Below are 26,871 nucleotides of genomic sequence, written 5' to 3' on the forward strand. Positions count from 1 at the left end.
CCCGATGGCGCAGACTGGTCTAGAGTGGATTGGCTGACCTACGGAAAGCCTGAGGGAGGGCCCTTGCATGGGCAGCAGCCTGGACAGCGTGACAGCAAGTGCAAGAATCCGCAGGGCTCTTTGGCCCGGCTTGTGGGTGCCTTTGCTCATCCTTCTGGCCGGAACTGCGCTCAGTTTTTCCGTCGCCAAACAGGTTTCCTCCCAGGCCGAAACCCTCGCCCAACAGCACTACCAACAGCAACACCGAACCCTGGTGCTTTTGGTTCTTGATCATCTTTACCGAAACGGACATGACATTTCCCGGCTGAAGGTGCCGCTGGCCAAAGCCATGCCACAACACCTCCGTCTTCGCATCGACACACTGGACCGACACACCAAAAGGCCGCTTCTGGAACTGGGCGCCATTCATGCACCAATGAAACGCCATGCCCTTCGCAGTGAACTGAATATCGATGGCAACAGGTCAATGGTCACCACGCTGCCCGATGCCCAATTACTGAAAGCGCCTGCACAAAACTTACGCTGGCTGATTCTTGCCAGTGGTATGGCCCTCTCTATACTGGCGTTTTCGCTCTCTCTCTACCTGTGCTGGCGCAATCACCGGCAGCGCAAGCTAACCCGAAGACAACAGAAAGACCTGAAAACCCAAAGCCAGAAAATCGCGAACCTGAACGTTGAAAAACTCGTTCTCAGACAAGCACTCAACGACAGCGAGAGTCGATCACGGGATTTGATCAATCTATCGGGCAACCTGATTGCCGAGCTGGACGATCAGGGGCAAATCGCTTACATCTCGGCCCTGGCCGCCGATCTCTTCAAGCAAGCACCGTCCGATTTGGACCAACTACCCTTCCAACAACTGATCGCGCCGGCCGACCAACAGCGTTTCGCAGAATGTCTGGAAGCCGCGCGCGCCGATCACGAGATCATGCAGGCCGATCTCGCGTTGGCAGGCGAGTATTCCGGGCAATCCGTGCCGGTGACTCTGCGTTTAAAAGCAGTAACCGATCCAGTACGAGGCATCGCAGGGTTCCGGATAAGCGCACAGATAAAAGTCCATGGAGTGGATTAGCTTTTACAGGGGCTGGACCCGCTCCAGAAGCCGCCCGGTCGCAAGCAGCTCCAAAAACTCGTCCCCTAGCCTATCGCTCTCGGCAATGGCCCGGCGCCAGGACCTCTCCCGCCCGGCATCGTCGCCGAGGTACTTCTCGAAGTCCTTACGATCCGGTAGTTTGCGATCCGGCAAGGCGTCCAGATAGTCTCGGGACGGCGACAACAACAAAACATCTTGCAGACGAGTCGCATCCCCTTTACGCCATGGCAGCGTCTTGTCAAACCAACCCGGCACCACCCGATCGGTAAAGTGGGGATATAGCACGATCCCGGGCTGCTCGTAGGGCAGATCAAGATGGTAATCCAGCAGGCCCCCGTCCCGGTAAACCCCGACAGGGGCGCCCGGGATGTTATGCACAGCCGACATCACCATCGGGATCGACGCAGAAGCCAGCAAGGCTGACAACAAATTGTCCTGAGTGAGCGCCACTTCATGACGCGGGAACTCCGCGTGGGTCGATATTGGTGTCTTTTGCCGGGCATCGTGCACAAAACCCCTTTCCATAAACCGGCTCAGGTGGCGGCGGCTCAGCATGTTGGCGCTGATCGCGCTCATCAGCCCCATACCCAGGCGGCCCTTGGAATCATGCTGCAACAGGCCAAGGCTACGCACCACCACGACGCTCAGCCGATACACCGGGTGGGCCAACAGGTACTCTTCCCGGCCACCCAGCAACTCGTGCAAAAACGCGACGCTTTTACGACTGACTTCTTCAGCGCTGACGCCTTTACTGAAACGTTGCTGTGTGTAGAGCTCCGCCAGCTTACTCAACTGGGCGCGAGGGTTATCCGATGACGCCACAGCGGCAAAGCGCCAACTGCCAATCGATGAACCAATCAGGGCGATTTCCTGCTCGGCTTCGGCCAACCACTCACCAAATATGGCCTTATCCAGACCACTGATGCCCAATGCTTTCGGGCCTCCGGCAGCGCCCGGGACCACATGCACGTCCGAAGCTTCCAAGGGTTTCTGTCGCAGCCGTTCTAAAGCGCGGCGGCCAGCGCGGATCGTCAGTGCCGGGGCACGGGTATGAACTGCAGTCATTCGATATCCTCTCATTCGCTGGCCGGAGTTTAACCAAGGCTCACTGGGCAGCCAACTGAACAAAATTCATAACATCCATTGGCATTGTGCATAAACCACCGAGCTGCACTCTGAAACGATTAAATTTCGACTTTTACACAAAAAGTGCCATGCTAAACTCTAAACAAAAATGGCACAGGATGCGTGCCGTGGATTATCAGCCGGAGCTGTGTGGTGAATCTTCTGACCTCGCCAGATACCATGGAGTCTAATCCGAACCTCACGGTGCTGGGGTTCCGGCGGCAACTGGTGTACCACTTACACTTCTGGGCTTTTATTGCCGTCGTTCCGTTGATTTTGATTCAGTGGCAACATGGCAATCACTTGCTCGCCGTTTTTCTGGCCCTTTTCTGCATTAATGCGGTGCTCGTCATCGGCTTTTTACGGCTGACCGGTCGCTACTTCCTGAAGGGCTGGCTTTTCCCCGTTCTCGCTGTGGTTTCCGCCGCCTACTCCACCGCCATCAACGGGCACGCGGGGCTTTACTGGGCGTATCCAGCCGCCATCGCCCTGTTCTTTTTACTCCCGTTAAAAGAAGCCGGCGCTTGCAACATCGTGTTTGTTACGGTCATGGCCGTTACCTCGTTTCTTAAATTTTCAGAAGCGGATTTCTGGCGCATCACTTTTTCACTCGGCTTGAGCTGCGTATTTGCCATGGTATTCGCCTGGCTGGTAGGGCGCATGCAACAAGAACTGACGAAACTGGCCACCACGGATCCACTGACCGGCTGTCTGAACCGTTCTCAACTCGCCGACATTCTGAACCGGCAAATCCAGATGCGCGAACGCTACGAACGCGTTTCAAGCCTGGTGCTGCTGGATCTCGACTACTTCAAAACCATCAACGATCAATGGGGCCATCTGGCTGGCGACAATGTTCTGAAAGAACTCGCTTTGCGTATCCGAAAGCGCCTGAGAGAGAACGATCAACTGTTCCGGATTGGCGGGGAAGAATTCATGATCGTGCTACCGGAAACCCGTCAAAAAGATGCCGACACCCTGGCCCACCAGCTCTTGAGTAGCATCAGCGCCACGCCCTTTCTGGAGGACATTCGCGTGACCGCCAGCGCCGGGGTGGCCGAAGTCAGTCAGGGTGAAACCTGGTCAATCTGGCTCAATCGCGCCGACCAGGCGTTGTATACAGCCAAGCGTCAGGGCCGAAACCAGATAGTGAATGCATCTAAACCCAATGCAACCTCTGCAACGATCGAGGAAGAACGCTCTCCCGCCACCAACCAAGGCGGCCAGCTGGCTTAACCCTGCCGTTCGGAATTCTGCAGTTGCTTTCTGAAATCGCGGTAGGCTGAGAACACTTCCCAAGGCTTCTCGAAATGCGGGTAATGCCCCACCCGCCTGAGACTCACCACATCCGCAGATGGCACCAGCTCACGGTAACGCCTGACCATTGCGGCGCCAGAAACCGGATCTGCCATGCCCGAAATAAGCCGCATGGGTTGCTTCGCCTGCTGCAACGCGCCCACCCATCGATTCCGGTGACACCGGCGTTCTTCCATAAACTGAATGAGGTCATGCAAAATGCCGCGGCCATTGTTGTAGTTCAGTAAGTGCCAGAAATCCGATAAATCATCACGGTCTGGCTGACTATCTGCTGCAAACAACCGTCGAAAACTCCGCTCAAACGAGCCTTTGGTCAGTCCTCGGCTGATCAAACTACCCATCGGGCTTTTAAGTACTTTTTGAATGAACAAAGGGGAGTGAACTTCCGGAAAAAGGCCGCCATTCAACAAACACACACTGTGGATCCGAAACCCCAGGGCACCTTCCTGGTCTCGGGCCAGCAGTTCCTGCACCACAGAGGTGCCGTAGTCGTGGGCCATCAGATGCACGCCCGGCAACCCCAACCCCTCCAGCCAGCCCTGAATCAGATCCGCCTGATCTTCGATGCTGTAACGATATTTCTGAGGCTTGTCAGAAAAACCAAAGCCCAACATGTCCAGCGCCAGCACCTGGTAGTGCCGGGTCAGCATTGGCCAGAGACGGCTCCAGTCCCAGCTGGCCGAGGGAAAGCCATGGAGCAGAACCACGGGCTCGCCCTGTCCTGCCATGCGGCTGAAAACGGCGTGGCCGCCATAGCTGAACCATTTCCCCGTTTGCTGCCAAGCCTCAAGCGTCGCAGCCATCTCATACGTTCCTGCCATCGACCCGGACATAATCTGCCCCATGATTCGTCTCCACACACCCTGTGAGCAGATTACTTTAGTGCAATGTACCGCCACTCGCCAATGCCACACCGCCCGCAACCATCATCGAAGCGCCTAAATCATGGAGGTGAAGCTCGATTTGCCTTAAGCTTCACACTTTGACAGGCACACTATCGGAAACCATTATGTCTTTACCTCTTGATGATCTCACCGGCCATTACCACGCGATTTTAGAAGGCCTGGGTGAAAACCCCAGCCGCGAAGGCCTGATGGACACCCCAGCCCGTGCTGCAAAGGCCATGCAATTTCTGACTCGAGGCTATCAGCAGGACCTGCAAAGCCTGGTGAACAACGCGGTGTTCGAGTCAGCCATGGATGAAATGGTGGTGGTCCAGGACATCGAGCTTTACAGCATGTGCGAACACCACATGCTTCCGTTCATCGGCAAATGCCACATCGCGTACTTGCCTCAAGGTAAGGTGCTGGGGTTGTCCAAGTTTGCTCGCATCGTGGACATGTACGCCCGCCGCCTGCAAATTCAGGAAAACCTGACCCGGCAGATTGCCGAAGCCGTTGAAAGCGTGACCGGCGCGAAAGGTGTGGGTGTGGTGATCGAAGCGCAACACATGTGCATGATGATGCGCGGTGTTGAAAAGCAAAACAGCCGCATGAAAACCTCGATGATGCTGGGCCAATTCCGCAAGTCTCAGGCGACCCGCAGCGAATTCCTTACCCTGATTTCCAGCAACCGCGGATAAATTTGGCACATTAACCTACTGAAGTTGGCGTTTTTGGCTGCTGGAAAACCTTCTCGGTTACGACAGGATAGATCCGTACCGGCTAACAGCAGCCCTCCGATCGTTGCTCGCGAATCCCGCAGCCTGATCGAAAGCAGACTGCTCCATCGTTAGCCTTCACTGTTCAGGAGCTGCCATGCGTTCGTTGAAGAACAAAACCATCATCATTACCGGCGCCAGCCGCGGGATCGGCCGGGAAGTTGCGCTGGTGTGCGCAGCGGAAGGCGCGAACATCGTTATCGCGGCGAAATCCGATCAGCCCCACCCGACACTTCAAGGCACCATTCACTCTGTTGCCAAAGAAGTCGAGGAGGCCGGTGGCCAGGCTCTGGCCATCAAAGTGGATGTCCGGAGCGAAGAAGACGTCGATAACCTGATCGCCAAAACGGTTGATACTTTTGGCGGCATTGACGGCATTATCAACAACGCAGGCGCCATCGCCTTATCCGGTGTAGAGTCCACGCCGCTGAAAAAGCTCGACCTGATGATGCAGATAAACTTCCGTGCGGTGTTTCTGCTCAGCCAAAAAGCACTGCCGCATCTGAAGAAGTCTGAAAACGGGCACATTCTGAGTTTTTCTCCACCCCTGGACCTCGACCGTAGCTGGCTTCGTAATCACGCGCCCTACACCCTGACCAAGTATGGCATGTCGATGCTGACGCTGGGCATGTCGGATGAATTCAAGCGCTACGGTATCGCGGTCAACGCTCTGTGGCCACGTACCGTTATTCACACCGCCGCCATTGCGTTTGCCGGAAAAGAAACCCTTGACCGGGCCCGCACGCCAAAAATCATGGCGGATGCCGCTCTGGCCCTGCTGAAAACACAGAATCGCGAGGTCACCGGTCAGCTGCTCATCGACGAGGACTTCCTGCGCACCCAGGGGGTCGAAGATTTTGAGCATTACCGGGCGAACCCGGAGTACAACCAGAAAGACCTCATGCAAGACCTCTTTGTTCAAGCACCCGAGGCCTACGTGCAAGGCGCCGTGCCGCCCCTTGCTGGCTGGCCCGCCGACGAGTAAGCCACCAACCGCATCGTCACGAACGCCATAACGCCGGGGCGGTGCGGTTACATACGCTTGAGATACGTTACTATGCCCCTTCTCAGTCTTCGCCGTGACAATCGCGTCGCCATTATCTCCATGGACAATGGCAATAACGCCAACAATCTGGTTTTTGCCCAGCAGTTTATGGCGTTGTTAAAACAGGTCATCGACGACCCAACCTACAAAGCGCTGATCTTGACCTCAAGCGACGAAAAAAACTGGAGTCAGGGCATTGATGTCAACTGGCTGCTGGGCAGCATCCAAAGCGGCAACAAAGACGATGTAAGAACCTTCTTGTCCACCATGGATGAGATTTACCGCGTCATGCTGCAATACCCAATGCCGATTATCGCAGCCATCAATGGCCACACCTTTGGCAACGGGGTCGTCATTGCAGCTGCCTGCGACTTCCGGTTTATGCGCGGCGACCGTGGCTACGTGTGCTTTCCGGAGGTTGATATGAACATCCCGTTCCTGCCCGGCCTGATCGATGTGATCCTGAAAGCGATGCCTCGGCACACTTTTAACGAAATGATGCTGACCGGCCGGCGCGTGACGGCAGATACTCTGGCCGACGCCAGGTTTATAGACAGAACGTTCGATTCGGTTGAAGCCTTGAACGATGGCGCGTTAGAGTTTGCGCAAACCTTCAAAAAGGGCCGTGCCATTGTTGCCGAGCACAAAAGGCGTTTGCACAAACCCGTGCTCGACGCCCTGGCGGCCAAGAACCCGCCCCTCATTGAGGCGCTGGACATTCTTTTGTAACCACGCCATCGCGATTTCAAGGAGAACACTTGTGCCCATTGAGAACGATCAAGGCCTTCGCGACATTCTAACCAGTGTCCACACCATCGCTTTGGTAGGCGCCAGCGAGAAAACCAGCCGACCGTCCCACGAAGTCATGGAGTATCTGCAGAACCAGGGCTACCGGATTATCCCGGTCAACCCGCGGCTTGAAGGTAAGCAGGTACTCGGAGAAACCGTGTACGCTGACCTTGCATCGATTCCCGAGCCGGTCGATATGGCAGAGCTTTTCCTGGCGCCCGAGCGCACCGATGCGATCATCGATCAGGCTATTGCACAGAAGATTCCCGTACTCTGGCTGCAAATCGGCGTCATCAACGAAGCCGGTGCCGCAAGGGCCGAACAGGCTGGCTTAAAAGTGGTGATGGACCGCTGCCCGAAACGGGAAATTCCCAGGCTCAACATTGCCAGATAAACGGACCTGCTCTATTCTGAAAAGACTTCAGGATAAGTGAGCTGGTCTATGTCGTTCAAAGATCACCCAGGGAACGGGCAAGCGCCCCCAACCAAGCCCGAGCACGCAGGCGCCCGCGCCGAGACGTTTTTGCACAGGGCACGCATTCCTGTCGATTTGCTCAAGCTCGGTATGCGCGTTGTGCAACTTGATCGGCCGTGGAACGATGTGCCTGTGCTGTTTCAGGGATTCACCTTATCCACGCCCGACGAGGCGAAAGTTCTGCGCCAATATTGCTCTTGGGTCGTTGTCGAAGACGAAGAAAGCAAACTGGCCCCGGTGCTGAGCAAAATACCCCAGCTGCGCCAGAAAACCACGGAACCCATGAAGGAAACCCGCACCCTGGAACAGGAGTTCCCGCGGGCGAAAGAAACCTGGCGCCAGACTCAGGCCTTTGTCGACAAAGTTACCGTCAATATTATTCAGAACAACACCCTGGAACTGGGCGAAGCGCGCACGCTGGTCCGGTCCTGTGTTGAAAGTGTCAAAGCCAACGCCAGTGCCATGCTGTGGATGGGCCGGATCAAAAACCGGGATGCCTACACCGCCGAGCACTGTCTGCGCGTGGCCGTTTACGCCATCGCATTCGCGCGTTTTCTGGGCATGCCGGATGAAGACATCGAAACCGCCGGCATGTGCGGTCTGTTACACGATCTGGGCAAGCTGAAGGTGCCCGGTGCCATCCTGAACAAACCCGGCCCACTGACGCCTGATGAGTACGTCGTCATGCAGTCACACACCACCCACGGTTTCAACTTACTCAAGCAAGATGAAACTCTGGAGCCCATCATTCGTGATGTGACGTTACACCATCACGAACGGGTGGACGGCAAAGGCTACCCGACCCACCTGCCAGAATCCCAGATAAGCCGCTTTGCCCGATTGATTTCCATCGTCGATACCTACGATGCAATTACCAGCGACCGTTGCTACCGGAACGGTCGATCACCGGCCGAGGCGCTTAAAATTCTGTACCAGAATCGCGGTCAGCAATTCGATGCCGATTTGGTCGAATCGTTCATCCGGATGATTGGTATTTATCCGCCGGGCACCCTTGTAGAGCTGAACACCGGTGAAGTCGCCTGGGTTGTCAGTACCCATCCGGGGCGCAAGCTCAAGCCGAAAGTTGAAATCGTACTCGATAGAAACAAGCACAGAATGACACCCTATATTCTTGACCTGAGCGCGCAGACAACAGAAGATGGTGAAGTTCGTGAAATTCGTAATCCACTGGCCGACGGTGCATTCGGAATAACTATAAACGAGCGAATTCACAACTAGCGATTCACGATAGAAAGGACTCTGCCGTTACCCCTAGTCATACGCCAAGGTAAACTCGGAGCAGAGCGTGACCCCAGCACAACGCACCATGCCGTTTGTAACTCGCGTCCTTAAGAGTCCGTTTTTCGCTGCCGTGGTCTTTTTGGTTTTTTTTGCGTTGGCGTGGGCGCTTCGGTCAGGCCTGATTCAAAAAGATACCGCTCAGATCCAGGCAAATCTGACTGACGAAGCCCATGCACTGGCCAACAATCTGGAACGAGAATTCGCGGTACAGGCAGGCGCTCTGGGCCGAATGGCCGAGCGCATGAAAAACGGCGCGTACCCAAGCAAACAGATTTGGCAATCCGACGCCAGCACCTACCTCAACGACTTTGGCATCTATCAGGCCATCGAGTGGATTGATAGAGAATTCATCATTCGCTGGCTGGAACCCGCCGGCGAAAACCAAGCGGTTCTCGGTTACAACGTAGCCTTCAACGAGCAGCGGCGCCAAGCTCTGGAACACTCAGCCGCGACCGGAAAACCGGATATCTCCGGCATTATCGACCTCCGGCAAGGGCCTAAAGGTATTGTCACCTATCACCCCGTCGGTCAGGGCTCGGACAATAATGGTTTTATTGCCGGCGTCTTCAAAATGCAGGTGCTGGCCAAACAATTATTGACCACTCGGATAATCGATCAGTTCCAGGTGGAAATACTACAAGGCAGTGACCCCAGTTACGCTCTGAACACCTCAGGCGACATCAACACCGCCTTTCGAGCGACCATGCCCGTCAATATCCCCTTGCTGGATTGGCGCCTTGCCCTGAGCCCCACCAACGACTGGGTCGCGAATCAGCGCAGCCAGTGGCCACGCATCACCTTTATCAGCGTGATTGTGATGGGGGTTCTGGCCAGTCTGACCATACTGCTGGGACAGGTCACGTTCAAACGCACACACTCCCTGCTCAGAACACGGCTTGAACTGGAGCGGCAGGTCGACGAACGTGTCGCGGTGCAGGTCGATCTGGAACGATTGGAATCCACCGACACCCTGACCGGCCTGGCCAATCGTCGCTTTTTCATGGAAGACCTGTCACATACCCTCAACATTGCCGACCGCCAGTTGCGCCAGGTTGCCTTGGTGATGATTGATCTCGACCGATTTCAGGTTCTTAACGATACCCTTGGCCACCAATTCGGTGACGAACTGTTGATCAAGGTGTCGGAACGGCTGAACGATCTCAGCAGCGAGACCGTTTTGGTGGCCTACTCGGGGGGCGACGAGTTCATGATCTGCCAACAGCAAATGGACGACATTGATGATGTCATCCATCTACTTGGCGAGATCAAACAGTGCTTTGCCGAACCTTTCGAAGCGCAGGGGCAAGTGCACCAGATCACCGCGACCATGGGCGTTGCCGTTTATCCTCAAAGCGGCCACGATGCCGACACGCTGATGCGCAATGCCGACATTGCGCTCTACCGGGCCAAGGATCAGGGCCGCAATACCTATCAGTTCTACACCGAGGGTATGCAAGAGAAAGAGATGATGCGCCTGGAACTCGACAAGGATCTCAGCGAGGCTCTGGCGAACGATGAGTTTGTACTGCATTACCAGCCCCAGTTAGATCTCGACACGGGTGAGATCAATAACGTTGAAGCCCTCATTCGTTGGCAACACCCTACCCGGGGCCTGCTGTCGCCGGTTGAGTTTATTCCGTTGGCTGAAGAGAGCGGCCGCATCACCGAGATCGGCCGATGGGTAGTACTGGCGGCCTGTCGGCAATTGGCTCGTTGGAAAGGCACCGCCTGCGAACACCTGAGAATTGCGGTGAATTTGTCCGGCCGTGAGCTGGAGGATGCCACACTGGTTGACCACGTGCGGGATACTCTGGCGGCAGAAAATATTGCCCCACACATGCTTGAGCTTGAATTGACGGAAGAAATTTTCATTCAGAACATCGCGCAGAATCGCAGTCAGCTGACGCAGTTGCACCAACTAGGCACGCGTTTGGCCATCGATGACTTCGGCGTGGGATATTCGTCGTTGGGCTATCTGCGGGATTTCCCGGTGGACTTGCTGAAGATTGACCGGTCGTTCATTACGAATGTGACGGAGCGCCATGATGATGCGGTGATTACCCGGGCGGTGATCAATCTGGCGCATAATCTGGGTATTCAGGTGGTGGCTGAAGGCGTGGAAACGGAAGATCAGCTGCATTTTCTTCAGGCCCATCGATGCAATCTGGTGCAAGGGTATTTGATCAGTCGTCCGGTTCCCGGGCCGGTATTGGAAAGGGCGATCCGGGAGGATTCTCTGTTTACCGGTCTGCAGGTCACTTCCGAATTGTAATTAATGCTTCTGCGCTGCAAACTTTGCGGTCTGTCTTTCTTTGAGTGTGATGTGTATGTCTGCCAGGTATTTGTCTTCGGAGCAGGATGCCAAGCTGCGCCGCTGGGAGCGCTGGAACCGCAACTATTTCCTTTTTGCGTTTTTTGCGCTGATTCTGGTGCTGGTGTTCAGCAGTCAGTTGGGGATTTCTTCCGGTGATGACTGGGGCGGCCTTGGGGTGCTTCTGGTGGTGCTGGTGATTCCGATTATTGTGTTGCAGTTGCGGCTGTCTTGTCCGGCGTGCGGCACGAAGATTGGCTGGCAGGCTAAGTTGATGGCGCCGGATCAATGTAAGTCCTGTGGTGTTTTTCTGCGTTCCAAGAACTCTTCTTCCTGAAACCTTTGACCTGTGAGTGGGTCATAGGTTTTAGTCTATCCTTGAAGTAGCGTGTTTGCCGTGCTGGCACGGGGTAAGTGCTTCCGAAAACCGCTGCTAGTACTTCCATGTACGCTTGTCTCCGCCCCTCAGCGCTAATCGCTCCTGCGTCGCGCCGAGGGTCCTGGGCAGGCCATCCATGGCCAGCCCGTGAAGAGCTCACGCTCTTCACCCATGGCTCCGAACATTTTCGGAAGCACTTACCCCGCACCAGCACTCCGCTGACTTGGTCCGTGGATTCTCCTGAATCCAGCTAGTCATTGTTCATTGGGTGCTGCCTATGAAAGTCAAAGAACTCGCCACTGCTGCCGATGTCACTCCGGATACCGTTCGGTTTTATACCCGGGAAGGCTTGCTGCGGCCCAGTCGTAATCCGGACAACAATTATCAATACTACGATGCCGAGGATCTGCGGCGATTGCGGTTTGCCCGGAAGGCTCGGCAGTTGGGTTTTTCGTTGCCGGAGATTCGGCAGATTTTAGGGCAGGCAGACGAGCACCACTCTCCGTGTCCGATGGTTCGGGATGTGTTCCAACATCGTTTGGCTGAGGTGGATCGAGAGATTGCCGATTTGCAGCAGTTGCGATCACGGATGGTGTCGGCATTGTCCGCCTGGCAGGAGATGCCGGATGGTACGCCGGACGGGCAGACGATTTGTCGATTAATCGAGCATTGGGACGATCCCGCTACTTGTTCGAAAAAGGAGCATTGAACCATGAGCGAAGCACCTGTTTTGAGTACGGCTCTGAGTATTTCCGGAGCGTCCTGTCAGGGCTGTGCGAAGAAGATTCGTAACGCTCTGGAGCCGTTAACCGGGAACGCCGATCTGGTTGAAGTCGATCTGGAGGCGCAAACGGTGGCGCTGCCAGACAGTGTGGACAGGGCTGAGGCTGCACAAATTGTGACGGATACCGGGTATCCCGCAGAGCCGGTTGCAGCTGAGGAGCCCTCGTCGAGCTGTTGCGCGTCGAAGACGGATGATGCCACCAACAAGCACTCCGATCAGTCGCCGAGTGACATCCCGAAAGGGGATTCTCAGGTGACATCGGTCGAGAGATCCAGCGAGAGTCAGGTGCACTTGGCAGTGACCGGCGCGACTTGTGCTTCCTGCGTGAACACCATCGAGAAGGCGCTGTTGTCGGTACCGGGGGTTTCTCACGCCCATATGAACCTGGCGGATAATACTGCAACCGCCACCGGTGCCGCGGAGTCTGCCCGTCTGATTCAGGCCATTGAGAGCGCGGGTTACGGAGCCCGCGAGATCGAGGACGAAGACGCCGCCGACGATCGCAAGCAAGAGGAAGACAAGAAGCAGTACAGAGTCCTGCTGGTCAAGATGGCCATCAGTTTAGGACTGGGCATTGCCTTGATGATTTGGGGCATGGGCTTTGGCTCGATGACGGTATCGAGCGAGAACCAGATCACCTGGCTCAATCTCGGCATTCTCACCTTGGGCGTGATGATTGCGACCGGGGGGCATTTTTACGCCGGAGCCTGGAAGGCGTTCAAGCATCACAACGCCAATATGGATACGTTGATTGCCCTCGGCACCGGCACTGCGTGGCTGTATTCGATCGTGGTGGTGAGTATTCCCGAGGCGCTGCCCGAAATGGCGCGGCATGTGTATTTTGAAGCATCGGCGATGATCATTGGTTTGATTAACCTCGGGCAAGCGCTGGAGCTGCGCGCCAAGGGCAAAACCTCGGAAGCGGTGCGGCGGCTGCTGGATCTGCGAGCGAAAACCGCTCGGGTGATTCGGGACGGCGAAGAGCAGGACGTTCCTGTGGAAGACGTTCAGCAAGGTGACCGCATTCGGGTTCGGCCCGGTGAGAAGTTGCCGGTGGACGGCGTGATTGTGGAAGGCTCCACGCGTATCGATGAAAGCATGCTCACCGGTGAGCCCATGCCTGTGAACAAAGCCGACGGTGATCAAGTCTCCGCCGGCACGCTGAACACTCACGGGTCGATTATTTACGAAGCCACCCGGGTGGGCAGTGAAACCGCGCTGGCGCAGATCATCAAGTTGGTGAAGAAGGCTCAGGGGTCGAAACCGGCCATTGGTCGGCTGGCCGACAAGATTTCTGCGGTGTTCGTACCTTCGGTCATGCTGATCGCGGTGGCAGCGGCACTGGTCTGGTACAACGTCGGGCCGGAACCGGCAGTGGTGCATATGATGGTGGCGGCCACCACGGTGCTGATCATCGCCTGCCCTTGTGCGCTCGGCCTGGCAACGCCGATGTCTGTCATGGTCGGCGTTGGCAAAGCTGCTGAATACGGCATTCTGATTCGTCAGGGGGATGCCCTGCAGACTGCCGGCAAGATTGATCTGGTGATTCTGGATAAAACCGGCACCATCACTGAAGGTCATCCTGCGGTGACACGGGTTCATGCACTTGATGGCGATGAGAATAGGCTGCTGGCGTTGGCCGCCGGGCTGGAGCGGCATTCGGAACACCCCTTGGCGGAGGCCATTGTGGCCAAAGCCAAAGACGAAGGCGTTTCCCCCGAAACGGTATCCGGCTTCGAGGCTTTGAACGGCAAAGGCGTCCTCGGGCAAGCCAATGGCCAACCCCTGCGCTTGGGTAACCGCCGCTGGCTGGAAGCCGAGGGGCTGGCCGTTGATAGTTTGTCCGAAGCCGCCAAAGGTATTACCGATGAGGCCGGAACCCCGCTTTATTTGGCGCTTGGCAATGAATTAATCGGTGTGATCGGAGTTGCCGATGCCATCAAACCGGATTCCAAAGCGGCCATTGAACGCCTGCACGACTCCGGCATCAAAGTCATGATGGTGACCGGCGATATCGAGGCCACAGCCCGCGCCATATCTGACGCCGCCGGCATTGACGATTTCCGCGCCGAGGTGCTGCCGGAAGACAAAGCCGATGTGGTGAACGAGATGCGCAAACAAGGCTATACCGTGGCCATGGTTGGCGACGGTATCAACGACGCACCGGCACTGGCCGCTTCCGATGTCGGTTTTGCCATCGGCACCGGCACCGACGTGGCCATCGAAAGCGCTTCAATCACACTGATGCGGGGTTCGCTACACGGCGTTCCGGATGCCATCGAGATTTCTCAGGCCACGGTCACCAATATCCGGCAGAACCTGTTTGGCGCCTTTGTCTACAACACCCTGGGCATTCCGGTCGCAGCCGGCCTGCTGTATCCGATCTGGGGCGTTCTGATGAGCCCCATTCTGGCGGGTGCCGCCATGTCGTTGTCGTCCGTGACCGTCGTGTCCAACGCCAACCGTTTGCGTTTGTTCAAAACCAGTCAGAAATCCGTTCAACACAAGGAGCCGAACTCATGACGACTTTTCTGGTCAATATCAGCGGTCTTGCGCTCATGGCCGCCATTGTGTGGTGGTTCTGGCTTTCCGGTTCAGATAAAGAATCTACTGATAACCCACATCACCACTGAGGTAACACTATGAAAAAGCACTCTCTGGCCCTTGGCTTTATGGCGGCGCTCGGATTCTCGACCGCTGTCCTTGCCGGTGGCGCAGCGCCCAGCATTCATGTTTACAAGTCGCCCACCTGTGGCTGCTGCGGTGATTGGATCGATCATCTCGAGGAAAACGGGTTTGAGGTGACCGCCACCAACAGCAACGACATGGGCCGAATTAAAGCCGAAGCCGGTTTGATCCCGGGTTTAGGCAGCTGCCACACCGCCATCGTCAACGATTACGTGATTGAAGGCCACGTCCCGGCCGATGACATCAAGCGTTTGCTCAGCGAAGCTCCCAAGGCCACCGGATTGAGCGTTCCGGGCATGCCGGCGGGCTCCCCCGGGATGGAAATGGGTGATCGAAAAGACCACTACAAAGTGATCCTATTCAACGAACAAGGCCAAACCCGGGTGTTTGCTGAACACAACTAACTGCCCGGTTACTGCGGCTGAGGCCATTGCGCCTCAGCCGACCGTTTCTTAGACGAAAGCCCCGCCGACAAATCTGACTCACACTGACAGAACCGTTATACTTCGCAGCATCATTCATTTTAAGCCCAGGTTACTACTTCATGCTCAATGCCGACGCTCTCAATCAGTTGCGCCAGCTGAAAACCGATATCAAAGAAAACAAGGTGGTCTTCCCCGGTACGGTCAAGTCCACCAACGGGCGTTTCGGGTTCGTCGCCCTCGATGAAGGCCGGGATGTGTTCCTGCCCCCCGAGGAAATGCAGAAAGTACTACCGGGCGATCGGGTCAACGTTGTTGAGCAGGAAGCCGACAAAGGCAAAACCCAAGGTGTTATCGACGAGCTTCTCGAATCCAACCTGAGCACCTTTGTGGGCCGCTATCTGGTCAAAGGCAAAGGCCACTTCGTAGCCCCCGAAACCCCGGGCATCAATCGCTGGATTTTCATTCCGCCAAAAGAGCGCATGGGCGCAGAACCCGACGATTTCGTGTATTGCCAGATCCATCGCCATCCGATCAAAGACGGCAAAGGTCAGGCGAAGGTTTTGCGTATCATCGGTAAAGCGGGCGAGCCGGGTATTGAACGTGCCTTCACCCTTGCCAACTTCGATCTCGCCGACTCATGGCCCGAGAATGTACAGCAACAGGCCGACAAGCTGTCAGAAGAAAGCATCACCGCCGCTGCCGATAACCGGGAAGACCGCACCGCCGAGCCCTATGTCACCATCGACAGCCCGGGCACACAGGACATGGACGATGCGCTCAAGGCAACGCCGAACGCCACTGGCTGGACTCTCTCGATCGCCATTGCCGACCCCTCGGCCTTGATCGAACCGAACAGCCCGGCCGAGCAGGAAGCCTTCCATCGCGCCACCGCGATCTATTTCCCCGGTGAGCCCTTGCCCATGCTGCCAGACAGCATCAGCACACGCTTGTGCTCGCTGATGCCGGATGTTCCGCGTCTGGCTCTGGTGTGTGATCTGCAAGTAAACAACGATGGCAGCCTTGGTGAATACAGTTTTCATCAAGCGGTCATTCGATCCAAAGGCAAACTCAGCTATGAACTGGTTGCCCACCTGATCGAAGGCCGGGAAGACGATGAAATCAACGCGCTGCCGGACGATGTCAGCAACAGTTTGGATCAACTGCATCAGGTCGCCACAGCCCTTCGCAAATGGCGTTCAGAGCACGCACTGCTGAGCAGCGATCGACCGGAATTCCGCCTGCGCCTGGATGAAAACCGTCGCATTCGCCTGATTGAGCCGTCCGTGCAGAACGAAGCCCACCGTTTGGTGGAAGAGTGCATGGTGGCCGCCAACCGCTGTGCCGCTGACTTCCTGAGCCAGCAAGGCAAAGGGTTGTTTATTCAGCATCCCGGATTGCGTGACGACCGGGCCGACAACATCCGGAAACTGCTGGATGGGTATGCACCGCATCTGGCCGATATCGATGCCAGTAGTGCCGACGGTTTCAAAACCTTGATGAAAGAATGCGAGCAGCTGGACGCAGAAGTACCGGTGAAATCCATTTTGTCTCGCCAGCTGGCCCGCGCTGAACTCAGCGAAGCGCCTGCGCCGCACCAAGGTATGGGGCTGGCCGCTTACACCACCTTCACCTCACCGCTGCGCAAGTTCTCGGATTACTACGTGCACCGGCTGATCAAAGCGGCTTTGTGGGATGCGCCCATCACCGCGCTGAACAAAGACCAGCTGGAAACCCTGCAAGCCACCCAGTTCAAGGCACGCCAAGCGGCCAACTCACTGGAAACCTGGCTGAAAGCCGACTTTGCCAAGACGCTCACGGATGAACCCCTGGAAGGCACCATCAGCCGCACCGTACCGGCTGGTTTCTTCGTACGTCTGGATTGCAACGGTCTGGAAGGCTTTGTCAGCTGCCGGGACCTGGAAGGAAAGTTCGGTTTTGACCCGATCACCTTGCGCCTGGTGCATAACAAGAACGGTCGTATCTTCCAGCTCGAGCAGCGGGTAACCGTCAGTTTTGCTGGTGTGGACGATGAGCGGCGGCAGATTAACTTCAAGCTGGTCAAGGCCGAGGAAATCGCCACCGGCCAAAACAACGAGGGCGGTTAATACCGCCCCGGCTTACTTCTCAAGCATTTGGGTCAGGCGGGCATCCTTTGCCTGCCAGACCTCACCCAACCAGCTCTTCATATTCTGACGGTGCTCGGCATCGTTGGTGTAATCGCGCCCGTTCAGATGCTCCGGAATATTCTGGGTTCGTATGTCCATCCGGATTGCAGGCACCTTGCCGCACAGAAAATCCCAGAAGCTTGGCGCGCCATTCGGGTAGGCGATGGTGACGTCCACCAGCGTCTCGATGGAATCACCCATCGCATCCAGTACAAATGCGGCGCCGCCCGCCTTCGGGGTTAGCAGGTGCTGATAGGGTGAATTCTGTTTGTCGTGCTTGGCCTTGGTAAAACGGGTACCTTCCACAAAATTCATCACGCTGACCGGGGTGTAGCGGAATTTCTCACAGGCCTTTCGGGTGGCCTTCAAATCCTCACCGCGCTTTTCAGGATGCTTGATCAGATATTCTCGCGTGTAACGCTTCATAAACGGGAAATCGAGCCCCCACCAAGCCAAGCCTATCACCGGCACCCAGATCAGCTGCTGTTTCAGGAAAAACTTCAGAAACGGTGCCCGACGATTAAACACGCGCTGCATAGCGAAAATATCCACCCAGCTCTGATGGTTACTGAGCACCAGATACCAGCTTTCCCGCTTCAGGTTGTCGGCACCCACTACCTGCCAATCCGTGCGCTGTGTCAGTTTCATCCAGCCGGTGTTACACGCCACCCAGGATTCGGAAATCCAGATGATCAGCCTGGTGCAAAGCACGCGGAAGCCTTTGTGGGGAATCACAAGCTTAAGCAGGGCCGGGATATACAGCAGCACACACCAAAAAACCGTATTGATGGCTAGCAGAATGGAGTTGATGACACCGATAATGGGAGCAGGCAGAAAACTGAGCATGGTGATCCTGTTTTGATTATTGTCGCCAAAAGAGGCGCCATCATAGCAATCGTAAGCGGCCTTGGGCAGTGGCCGAACGTGGCCCTTTCGCCGGCACATAATGACAATTTCGCCATGGACTGAATATGGATTCAACCTTACGCTTGGCGCATTCTGACTCTAGCGCCCTACGGAAACACCTATGCTTAAGCCACTAAAGCGTGCCCTCAACACAGCATCCGACCTATCAAATAAAAGCTTGCACTACGCGGGCAACGCCTTCGATCGCGTTTTTAAAGCAGCCAGTCTGGTACAGGCCGGGCAAACACCGTTCGAAACCCTGCACACCAACGGGCTCGTCAGCCTGCGTTACTACCCGCCACTTGAAGACGAGCTGGTTGAGATTGACGGTATATTCATTCCCGTCGAACGCAACGCGCACAAAACCCCCATTGTGATCATTCCACCTTTAGCGGTGAACATGCTGATCTACGATCTGTTTCCTAACCGCAGCCTGGTCCGCTTTCTTCGAGCCAAAGGCTTTGAGGTTTATTTGATCGACTGGGGTATTCCCCAACGGGAGCATACCCACTACAACCTTCATACTTATGTTGCAGAGTTACTGCCCGAATACCTGAACCGCGTGCGCGAACACAGCGGCGAGCAAGAACTGTCGCTGCACGGCTGGAGCATGGGTGGCATGTTTACCATGTTCTACTCTGCGCTCAGCCGGGATCAGCACATTCGCAACGCCATCGTTGTTGGCCTGCCCATCGACAGCCACGCATCTGGCGTTCTCGGCATGATGTACCAGCGGCTGGCTGAGATATCCGGGGCGGTGTACCGGCGCACCGGTTTCCACATCCATAAAGTAAAACCGCACTGGTTCCACACCCCGGGCTGGGCCAACACCCTCGGTTTCAAATTGACCAATCCGATTGGCAGCGCCATGGGCTACTGGGAGTTGCTGGTACGCTTGGGAGACCGGGAGTTTGTCACCAACCACGCCACCACCTCGGCATTCCTCGACAAAATGGTCGCGTACCCGGGCGGCGTTGTTCAGGACACTCTGGTTCGGGTCTGGGTTGATAACCAGTTGGCAAAAGGGCAAATCCAGATTGGCGACGACTTTGCGCGTTTAGAGAACGTCAACGCCAATCTACTGGCCATCGCCGGGGAAACCGACACCCTGGCAACACCCGGCGCAGCCAAGCGCATCATGGACCACGTCAGCTCTGTGGATAAAACCTTCCAAGTCGCGCCCGGCGGGCACATGGGCATTCTCGCAGGCAGCAAAGCTCCGAAAGCCAGCTGGCTGGCTTTGGCAGATTGGTTGGCCGCCCGTTCCAACTAACGCCTTGAAGCTGCTTCCCATGAGGGTGTGCCGTGACAAAACGGGCACCCTCACCTAAACTCCGACCGATGAAATCCGTTGATATATTAAATCTCGATCTTCGATCGCTGGCGACCTTCATTGCCGTACTGGACGAAAGCAGCGTATCCCGCGCGGCTGTTCGCTTAGGCGTCAGCCAGTCGGCGGTCAGCCACACCCTCGACCGCCTGCGCTTAGCCTTCGGCGACCCGCTGTTTGTGAAATCAGGGCGAGGCATTGTGCCCACCGAATACGCGTTGCGTACCGGGCCTCACATTCGCCATCTGCTGGACGACCTCCGCACCCTGCCCTCGGGCCCACCGTTTGATCCGGCCACTGCTGAATTCACCTTCACCATTGCCGCCAACGACTACCAGCGGGATTTGCTACTGCCCGGCTTGGTGAAGATCCTGCGCGAACAGGCACCGGGCATTCATTTGCAGGTGATACCTTCAGGTATTCCCAACCCCGACATGCTCAGAAAGGAAGCCTGCGACCTGGTGATCAGCCCCCACGCACCCGAGGCCACCGACATCATGCAACGGGGCTTGATGGCCGATCGCATTGTGGTGTTCTACGACCCGAACATGCGCGAAGCACCTGTCGGCATGGACGATTACATGAAGGCCGACCACATCACTGTACTGTTCTCGGCCGGTGAAAAGCCTGGCCTGGACAGCACTCTGGATACCCGCGGGGTTCAGCGCCGAAGCATGGTAACCGTGTCTAATTTCTCTGGCCTGCCCGAGCTGTTAAGAGGCACCAGCATGCTGGCCTCCGCCCCCGAGCGCATGAGCAGCCAGCTGATGCGCGACTTCGCCTACGTGCCGCTGCCGTTCGAATACAACCCCTTCACCCTGCTGATGCTCTGGCACCGCCGCCACCAAACCGACCCCGCCCACCGCTGGGTTCGCAACCAGCTGAACTCCGTCGCAGCCACCATGAATGGGCTGAACAATTAATCAATCAATTTCATTCATGTATTGCATGAGAGCTCGGGCTGTTATTTTTGCGGGCATATCGTCCTAGACTTCCACTTCGCAATAGGTCGGCAGGTGTGGGGACGTCCTTCCGAAACACGCACCTTCGGCACGTCCATGTGACGCTTGAGCTCCGCCATCCATGGCTCCGCACAGTTTCGGAAGGACGTCCCCAAACCTGCCTCGCAAACATCATCATGGGCCCCACATAAACCATGCTCGCACTGACAAGTATCTGGACAACCATTCTGCTGGCGGCTGCCGTGGCTCTGGGCCCTATGGCTACGGACATGTACCTGCCTGCACTTCCCCAGATTGGCAGTGACTTTGGCGCTGGAACCGATCAGGTACAGCTGACCCTCAGCCTGTATGTTGTCGGGTTTGCTATAGCCCAACTGATTTGCGGCCCCTTGGCTGACCGCTTCGGCCGTAAGCCGGTCATGATTGGCGGCATGGTATTGTTCGCCGTGGCCAGCATAGGCTGCGCGCTGGCCAGTAGTATAGAGTCCCTGCAGATGTTCCGCTTTTTGCAGGCCTTGGGCGGCTCTGCCGGCCCGGTGCTGGGAAGAGCCATCGTTCGTGACGTCTATCAACCGAGAGACGCCGCCAAAATCCTGGCTATGCTGGGCGGCATGATGGCGCTGGCACCGGCAATCGCACCAACGTTTGGCGGGCTGATTGTCGCCCATATGGACTGGCACTGGATCTTTACGGTCATGGCCGGCTATGCCCTGATCATGATCGCCATCATCGCCATCGGCATACCGGAACCACTAAGCCAGAACAACCGTCAGCCTTTCCGCCTGGGCAGCCTGTTGCGTAACTACCGCAAAGTCAGCGCCGACATGACATTCGTAGGTTATACCCTCACCAGCGCTGCAATTTACGGCGGTATCTTCGCGTTCCTGTCCGGCTCAGCGTTCGTTCTGATTGATGTTCTGGGCGTGGCCCCGGAACATTTCGGCCTGTACACCGCAGTGACTGCCGGCGGCTACCTGCTGGGCAACATGACGTCCATCCGGCTAACCAATCAGCTCCACCCGGACCAGGTCCTGCTCTACGGCCTGGTAACCACCGTAGCTGCGGGAATGGCCATGGCCTTACTGGCCTGGAACCAGATTTACAGCCCCTGGGCGGTCATCCTGCCCCAGACCCTGTTCATGGTTGGCACCGGCATGGTATTGCCCCAAACCATGGCCGGCGCCCTGGCCAACCACCCCACCATGGCCGGCTCCGCCTCTGCGCTTCTTGGCTTCATCCAGATGAGTGCCGCCGCCACCGCCGGTGCGCTCGTCGGCCATCTACACGATGGCACGCCACTGGTCATGGCAAGCATCATCGCCACCTGTGGCGCCCTGGGCTTACTCGGCTACCTGCTGATGGTGCAGCGTTACCCGGCACAGGGCTTTGAAACCCAGAACGCCAGCTCCTGAACATTCGTAGCCTGAAGCTGTAGAGAAGGGCGCCAGGAGGCGGGCCAGCCGTCCAAAAACCGCTCCTAACGGCACATCCTTGTGGCGCTTCTGCTCCGCCATCCATGGCTCCGCAAATTTTTGGACGGCCGGCCCGCCTCCTGCCTCCGCCTACATTTCGCGTAGCCTCATACACTGAACGTTCATCATAGTTACATGGCTAACTTTTAACCTCTATAATGTCGGGGTTTTCACGCCGAGCCATAGCCTTTACCTATGATCTTTGGCTTTTCCGTATTCAAGAATGGGCAATTAGGAATGCAATACAGAAGAGAGATTGACGGCTTACGAGCGATTGCCGTCCTGCCAGTCATACTTTTTCACGCTGGCTTCTCATGGTTCTCCGGCGGCTATGTCGGCGTTGATGTCTTTTTTGTAATTAGCGGATACCTAATTACAACCATCCTAATTGATGAACTTGACAAGGGTTCGTTTTCCATTACCCGATTTTATGAGCGGCGAGCAAAACGAATTCTACCAGCACTTTTATTCATCTCAGCCTTGTGCATTCCCTTTGCGTGGTTTTTATTGTTACCAGAACAATTCAAAGATTTTTCACAAGCTCTCATTTCTATAGCGATATTTTCTTCAAATATCTTATTCTGGAGAAAAGAGGACTATTTTGCTCAAGATGCTGAAGAAAACCCTCTGCTACACACTTGGAGCCTCGCAGTTGAGGAGCAATTCTATATATTTTTCCCCGTGTTGCTTTTGCTACTTTGGAGATTTGGAAGAAATCCCGTTTTCCTAACTTTAGTAATTTTTTCATTTTTTAGCTTAATACTTTCAGAGTGGGCATCCAAAACCCACCCAAGTGCAAACTTTTATCTTCTCCCCACTCGGGCTTGGGAACTCGGTGCTGGTGCAATCTGCGCCTTCATTCTCAGCAAAGGAAAAAAATATGGAAACAATACTCTATCTTCTTTCGGTTTTTTACTAATCTTAATACCCGTAATAATTTACGATGAAAACACCCCATTCCCATCCTTTTTCGCGCTCCCCCCTGTTATTGGTGCCAGCTTGATAATAATATTTGGCAACCTAGATGGAATAACAAAACGAATACTAAGCACAAGAATATTAGTTTCATTAGGGCTTATTAGCTATAGCGCCTACCTTTGGCACCAACCTATTTTTGCATTTGCTAGGGTACAAAGCTTTGAACCTTTGCCATATACTACAATGGCCTTATTATCTTTAGCGTCGCTAGTTCTTGCATGGCTGACTTGGAAATTTGTTGAAACACCATTTAGAAATCGAAAAACTTCATACTTTAGAACCTCAAAACAAGTGTTATTGGTTTCAGCATGTTCAATGTTGATTGTGATAGCATTTGGAAGCTACGGCTCACTAACCAATGGTGCTAGCTTTAGGTCAGTCGGTCTAGATGCACTATCCTATGAGCCGGACAATAGGGCTTTGCAAAAGCAAAGCTGGGACATTCTAAAGCAGATCACTGGAGATGAATCTTATAGTGTAGAAAATAATAAATCAGATGAAGAGTCATGGTTTTATGGAAATACAACCCAGCACAAAATTTTACTCGTCGGAAACTCACATTCTAAAGATTTGTTTAATGTCCTCTACAATAGCGAGTATGTAAGGGATCAAATCTCTATATCCAGGTATGGTGTACAGATAAGATATCTAGCAGACCCCACACACAAATTTTATAGATCTAAAAACCTAGAAAACTCAGATATAGTGCTGATTTCATCTCGATACTCGGAAGAGGATATTGATAAATTAAAAACCGTAATCGAAAACTTAAAACAAAAAAACAAGATAGTTGCAGTATCAAATAATATATTTGAATTTAAACAATTTAATGGATACAGAAACTTGGCTGACTATGTTTTGTGGAAGGCTGAAAGAAGCACTGACCTTGAGGATGCCCCAAGTCTTGTTACGAACAGAGTTAATGCCAAGCACTTCGAACATTACAAAATGGGAGAAAACTCCCCCCGTGCAGAGAAAGCAAACCAAAGAATAAAAGAGCTTGCTCAAGGAAATCAATTTTTAATTCTAGATCGAATGGATTATGTCTGTGATGAAAATCAGAAAAAGTGCTTTGCATTGGACGAAAATTACAATAAATTTTTCTATGATTACGGACATCACACTTTATCAGGGGCAGAATTTTTTGGGCGGCGTATCAGTAAAATTAGCTGGCTTGAACAGCTGCTCAAGCCACAAAATAACCTTGTGAGTAAAACCGAGCATTATCCATAGCCTCAGTTTTTCAAAAAATCTGACGTCAAAGCCCAGCTTACAAGTCAGCCCCATTGAAAAACTATTTTGATGATAGAAATGGTTCCGTTTTCGTGCCGTCTTCACATTTTTTAAAAGACGGCACTCTGTCGTATCCCATACACAACTCACGCGACTTTCAGAAAGCCCCTACATGCTGCATGGATGAAAACTCATCCAAACTAGGCTACATAGAGTAAGTACAAATTCCCGAAACCAATCAGCAAGGAGCAAACCATGGCGAACAACGTAACTCTGGACGGAAACCCGATCGAACTCAGCGGTACCTTCCCAAATGCCGGTGACAACGCCGCCCCATTTACCCTGACCACCAGCGGTCTGGAAGAAGTCAAACTCGACAACTGGGCTGGCAAACGCAAAATCCTGAACATCATCCCCAGCATCGACACCGGCGTATGCGCCGCCAGTACCCGTAAATTCAACGAAAAAGCCGGCAACCTCGACAACACCGTCGTACTCGTTGTCTCTGCCGACCTGCCCTTCGCAGCATCCCGCTTCTGCGGCGCAGAAGGCCTGAACAACGTTGAAACCCTATCAACCTTCCGTAACTACAGCTTCCAGCAAGACTACGGCGTAGGCATCCAGAATGGCCCGCTGGCCGGTTTGTGCGCCCGTGCGGTGGTGGTTCTGGACGAAAATGACAAAGTTATCCACAGCGAACTGGTCAGTGAAATCAAAAACGAGCCAGATTACGAAGCAGCACTGAAAGTTCTATAACAACTAGAGAACACCTTAACCTCGGCACCGGAGTACCACTCCCATGCCGAGGCCATAGGGCGAAGACACCCCTCCAAAAATGTGCGCAGCCATGGATGGCGGAGCAGAAGCGTCACATGGACGTGCCGAAGGAGCGGTTTTTGGAGGGGGGTCTTTGCCCTATGGTCAACTCCCAAGGCCTGATACCAGATCAGCAGATGCACCAAACCCATGACCTGTTAGAATCTGCGCCAAACACCCAACCGAAGGCCCCAAAACCAACGTGCAACAAGCCCTGCAAAACGCCTCCCTAGGCCGCCAGCTCTACCACATGACCTGGCCCATGCTGTTCGGTGTCCTCTCACTGATGACATTCCAACTCACCGACAGCGCCTTCGTCGGCCAACTCGGCCGCGATCCGCTCGCGGCACTGGGCTTCACCGTACCCATGCAACAACTCGTCAGCGGCATGTACGTCGGCCTTGGCATCGCCACCACCGCCATCATCTCCCGCACCCTAGGACAAGGCGACAGCCAACGAGCACAACGCCTCGGCGGACTCGTCATCGCCGTCGGAGCCGGCCTCGCACTGACACTTTGCATCTCAGTATGGCTGCTACAAACCCTGATACTCGATTTACTCGGTGCCGAAGAAACCCTGCGACCCGTCATCCGCGAATACTGGGCACCCTGGCTCACCTCCGCCTGGGTCGGCGCCATGGTCTACTTCAGCTACTCCATCAGCCGCGCCAACGGCGACACCAAACTGCCCGGCTACATGATGATTGTCAGTAGCTTGCTCAACATCGCACTGGACGCACTCTACATCTTCGTATTCGGCTGGGGCCTGCCCGGTGCCGCCTGGGCCACCATCACCGCCTTCAGCATTGGCGGTCTGGTCATGTACCCCATGCTGCTCAAGCGCCAGTGGCTCCGGTTCGATCTGCTGCAACTGCAATTAGCCAAAGCCGCAAAACAACTGGGCGGCATCATGGCGCCCGCCATGGTCAGCCAACTCATGCCGCCACTGGCCGCCATACTGGCTACAGCACTGGTGGCCGGATTCGGCTCAGCCGCTGTTGCCGCATGGGGCCTGGGCACCCGACTGGAGTTTTTCTCCATCGTCGTCGTACTGGCACTCACCATGTCCATGCCCCCCATGGTCGGGCGCTTGCTGGGCGCGGGAGAAATCGACCAGATCCGCAAATTGGTACGCATTGCCGTGCGCTTTATCATCGGCTGGCAGCTGTTCATCGGGCTGGTGTGGCTTGGCGCCTCAGGGGTGGTGTCCACCTTGTTCAGCTCAGACGCCAACGTACAAGATGTACTGGTTAGCTACCTGCTGCGCGTGCCGCTCAGCTACAGCGGCCTGGGGGTGTGCATCCTGATGGTATCCATCAACAACGCTCTTGGCATGTCCATGCGCGCGCTTCTGATCTCGGTGTTACGCCTGTTTGGCTGCTACCTGCCCATGCTCTGGATCGGCTCACAAATCGGCGGGCTGCCCGGCCTGATGACCGGTGCGCTGATCGGCAACCTGCTCGCCGGGATCATGGCTTACAGCCTTTATCGTCAGGGCCAGAAAACTCTGGACCAACGCGCCCGCGACTGAGCTCCCGAAAGATTTTAGCGGCGGCCACAGCCCTTGTGGCTATCAGGTTACCGACAGCTCACAAAGTCGTAACAGTGAAAAATAC

General features: G+C 55.2%; 21 protein-coding genes and 1 pseudogene. 19 read left to right on the forward strand and 3 right to left on the reverse strand.

Annotated features, from left to right (window positions below; translation table 11 throughout):
• Window positions 1-67: 67 nt before the first annotated feature.
• Window positions 68-1,072, forward strand: a complete 1,005-nt coding sequence (locus tag Q9245_RS08245) for a PAS domain-containing protein (protein WP_305896679.1) — start codon at window positions 68-70, stop codon at window positions 1,070-1,072.
• Between the two features lie 3 nt (window positions 1,073-1,075).
• On the opposite strand, the gene Q9245_RS08250 is transcribed toward Q9245_RS08245, so the two are convergent.
• On the reverse strand, window positions 1,076-2,158 hold the full coding sequence (locus tag Q9245_RS08250) for a patatin-like phospholipase family protein (protein WP_305896680.1): 1,083 nt from the start codon (window positions 2,156-2,158) through the stop codon (window positions 1,076-1,078).
• 213 nt (window positions 2,159-2,371) lie between these two features.
• On the opposite strand from Q9245_RS08250, the gene Q9245_RS08255 reads away from it, so the two are divergent.
• Window positions 2,372-3,454: a GGDEF domain-containing protein gene (locus tag Q9245_RS08255; protein ID WP_305896681.1), complete on the forward strand. Its 1,083-nt coding sequence runs from the start codon at window positions 2,372-2,374 to the stop codon at window positions 3,452-3,454.
• Here Q9245_RS08255 and Q9245_RS08260 read toward each other — a convergent pair.
• Window positions 3,451-4,380, reverse strand: coding sequence for an alpha/beta fold hydrolase (locus Q9245_RS08260; protein ID WP_305896682.1), 930 nt, complete (start codon window positions 4,378-4,380; stop codon window positions 3,451-3,453). The two genes, Q9245_RS08255 and Q9245_RS08260, sit on opposite strands and share 4 nt — an antisense overlap.
• A 164-nt stretch (window positions 4,381-4,544) precedes the next feature.
• Between Q9245_RS08260 and folE the strand changes: the two genes are divergently transcribed.
• From folE to Q9245_RS08315, 11 genes and pseudogenes are all read left to right on the forward strand, one after another.
• Window positions 4,545-5,117: a GTP cyclohydrolase I FolE gene (folE, locus tag Q9245_RS08265; RefSeq protein WP_114335236.1), complete on the forward strand. Its 573-nt coding sequence runs from the start codon at window positions 4,545-4,547 to the stop codon at window positions 5,115-5,117.
• Between the two features lie 175 nt (window positions 5,118-5,292).
• A pseudogene (locus Q9245_RS08270) lies at window positions 5,293-6,111 on the forward strand (SDR family oxidoreductase); the annotation flags it as partial.
• Window positions 6,112-6,252: 141 nt separating this feature from the next.
• Window positions 6,253-6,969 carry an enoyl-CoA hydratase/isomerase family protein gene (locus Q9245_RS08275; protein ID WP_305896683.1) on the forward strand — a complete coding sequence of 239 codons (717 nt, stop codon included), beginning with the start codon at window positions 6,253-6,255 and terminating at the stop codon, window positions 6,967-6,969.
• 31 nt (window positions 6,970-7,000) lie between these two features.
• Window positions 7,001-7,423, forward strand: a complete 423-nt coding sequence (locus Q9245_RS08280; protein WP_305896684.1) for a CoA-binding protein — start codon at window positions 7,001-7,003, stop codon at window positions 7,421-7,423.
• 48 nt (window positions 7,424-7,471) lie between these two features.
• Window positions 7,472-8,743, forward strand: a complete 1,272-nt coding sequence (locus tag Q9245_RS08285) for an HD-GYP domain-containing protein (protein WP_305896685.1) — start codon at window positions 7,472-7,474, stop codon at window positions 8,741-8,743.
• Between the two features lie 67 nt (window positions 8,744-8,810).
• A complete protein-coding gene (locus tag Q9245_RS08290; RefSeq protein WP_371824797.1) occupies window positions 8,811-11,078 on the forward strand; it encodes an EAL domain-containing protein in 2,268 nt (755 codons plus the stop codon).
• A gap of 55 nt (window positions 11,079-11,133) precedes the next feature.
• On the forward strand, window positions 11,134-11,454 hold the full coding sequence (locus Q9245_RS08295; RefSeq protein ID WP_305896686.1) for a hypothetical protein: 321 nt from the start codon (window positions 11,134-11,136) through the stop codon (window positions 11,452-11,454).
• Window positions 11,455-11,773: 319 nt separating this feature from the next.
• Window positions 11,774-12,205, forward strand: coding sequence for a MerR family transcriptional regulator (locus Q9245_RS08300; protein WP_305896687.1), 432 nt, complete (start codon window positions 11,774-11,776; stop codon window positions 12,203-12,205).
• 3 nt (window positions 12,206-12,208) lie between these two features.
• Window positions 12,209-14,803 carry a heavy metal translocating P-type ATPase gene (locus Q9245_RS08305; protein WP_305896688.1) on the forward strand — a complete coding sequence of 865 codons (2,595 nt, stop codon included), beginning with the start codon at window positions 12,209-12,211 and terminating at the stop codon, window positions 14,801-14,803.
• A gap of 119 nt (window positions 14,804-14,922) precedes the next feature.
• Window positions 14,923-15,372: a DUF411 domain-containing protein gene (locus tag Q9245_RS08310; RefSeq protein ID WP_305896689.1), complete on the forward strand. Its 450-nt coding sequence runs from the start codon at window positions 14,923-14,925 to the stop codon at window positions 15,370-15,372.
• 140 nt (window positions 15,373-15,512) lie between these two features.
• Entirely contained in the window at window positions 15,513-17,498 is a 1,986-nt protein-coding gene (locus Q9245_RS08315) for a ribonuclease R family protein (protein WP_305896690.1), read from the forward strand.
• Window positions 17,499-17,510: 12 nt separating this feature from the next.
• Here the strand turns inward: Q9245_RS08315 and Q9245_RS08320 are convergent, their stop codons facing one another.
• Window positions 17,511-18,404: an acyltransferase gene (locus Q9245_RS08320; RefSeq protein ID WP_305896691.1), complete on the reverse strand. Its 894-nt coding sequence runs from the start codon at window positions 18,402-18,404 to the stop codon at window positions 17,511-17,513.
• A 181-nt stretch (window positions 18,405-18,585) separates the two neighbouring features.
• Here Q9245_RS08320 and Q9245_RS08325 point away from each other — a divergent pair, with 181 nt between their 5' ends.
• The 6 genes from Q9245_RS08325 (at window position 18,586) to Q9245_RS08350 (ending at window position 26,786) form a co-directional block, all read left to right on the forward strand.
• Window positions 18,586-19,737 (forward strand): alpha/beta fold hydrolase, encoded by a 1,152-nt coding sequence (locus Q9245_RS08325; RefSeq protein WP_305896692.1) that lies wholly within the window; start codon window positions 18,586-18,588, stop codon window positions 19,735-19,737.
• A 68-nt stretch (window positions 19,738-19,805) separates the two neighbouring features.
• Window positions 19,806-20,717: a LysR family transcriptional regulator gene (locus Q9245_RS08330; RefSeq protein ID WP_305896693.1), complete on the forward strand. Its 912-nt coding sequence runs from the start codon at window positions 19,806-19,808 to the stop codon at window positions 20,715-20,717.
• Window positions 20,718-20,950: 233 nt separating this feature from the next.
• On the forward strand, window positions 20,951-22,168 hold the full coding sequence (locus Q9245_RS08335) for a multidrug effflux MFS transporter (RefSeq protein WP_305896694.1): 1,218 nt from the start codon (window positions 20,951-20,953) through the stop codon (window positions 22,166-22,168).
• 297 nt (window positions 22,169-22,465) lie between these two features.
• Window positions 22,466-24,439: an acyltransferase family protein gene (locus Q9245_RS08340; RefSeq protein ID WP_305896695.1), complete on the forward strand. Its 1,974-nt coding sequence runs from the start codon at window positions 22,466-22,468 to the stop codon at window positions 24,437-24,439.
• A gap of 255 nt (window positions 24,440-24,694) precedes the next feature.
• Window positions 24,695-25,195 (forward strand): thiol peroxidase, encoded by a 501-nt coding sequence (gene tpx / locus Q9245_RS08345; RefSeq protein WP_305896696.1) that lies wholly within the window; start codon window positions 24,695-24,697, stop codon window positions 25,193-25,195.
• A 262-nt stretch (window positions 25,196-25,457) separates the two neighbouring features.
• Window positions 25,458-26,786, forward strand: coding sequence for an MATE family efflux transporter (locus Q9245_RS08350; RefSeq protein WP_305896697.1), 1,329 nt, complete (start codon window positions 25,458-25,460; stop codon window positions 26,784-26,786).
• The last annotated feature ends 85 nt before the right edge of the window (window positions 26,787-26,871 follow it).

This window comes from Marinobacter sp. MDS2, from assembly GCF_030718085.1.
GTDB lineage: Bacteria > Pseudomonadota > Gammaproteobacteria > Pseudomonadales > Oleiphilaceae > Marinobacter.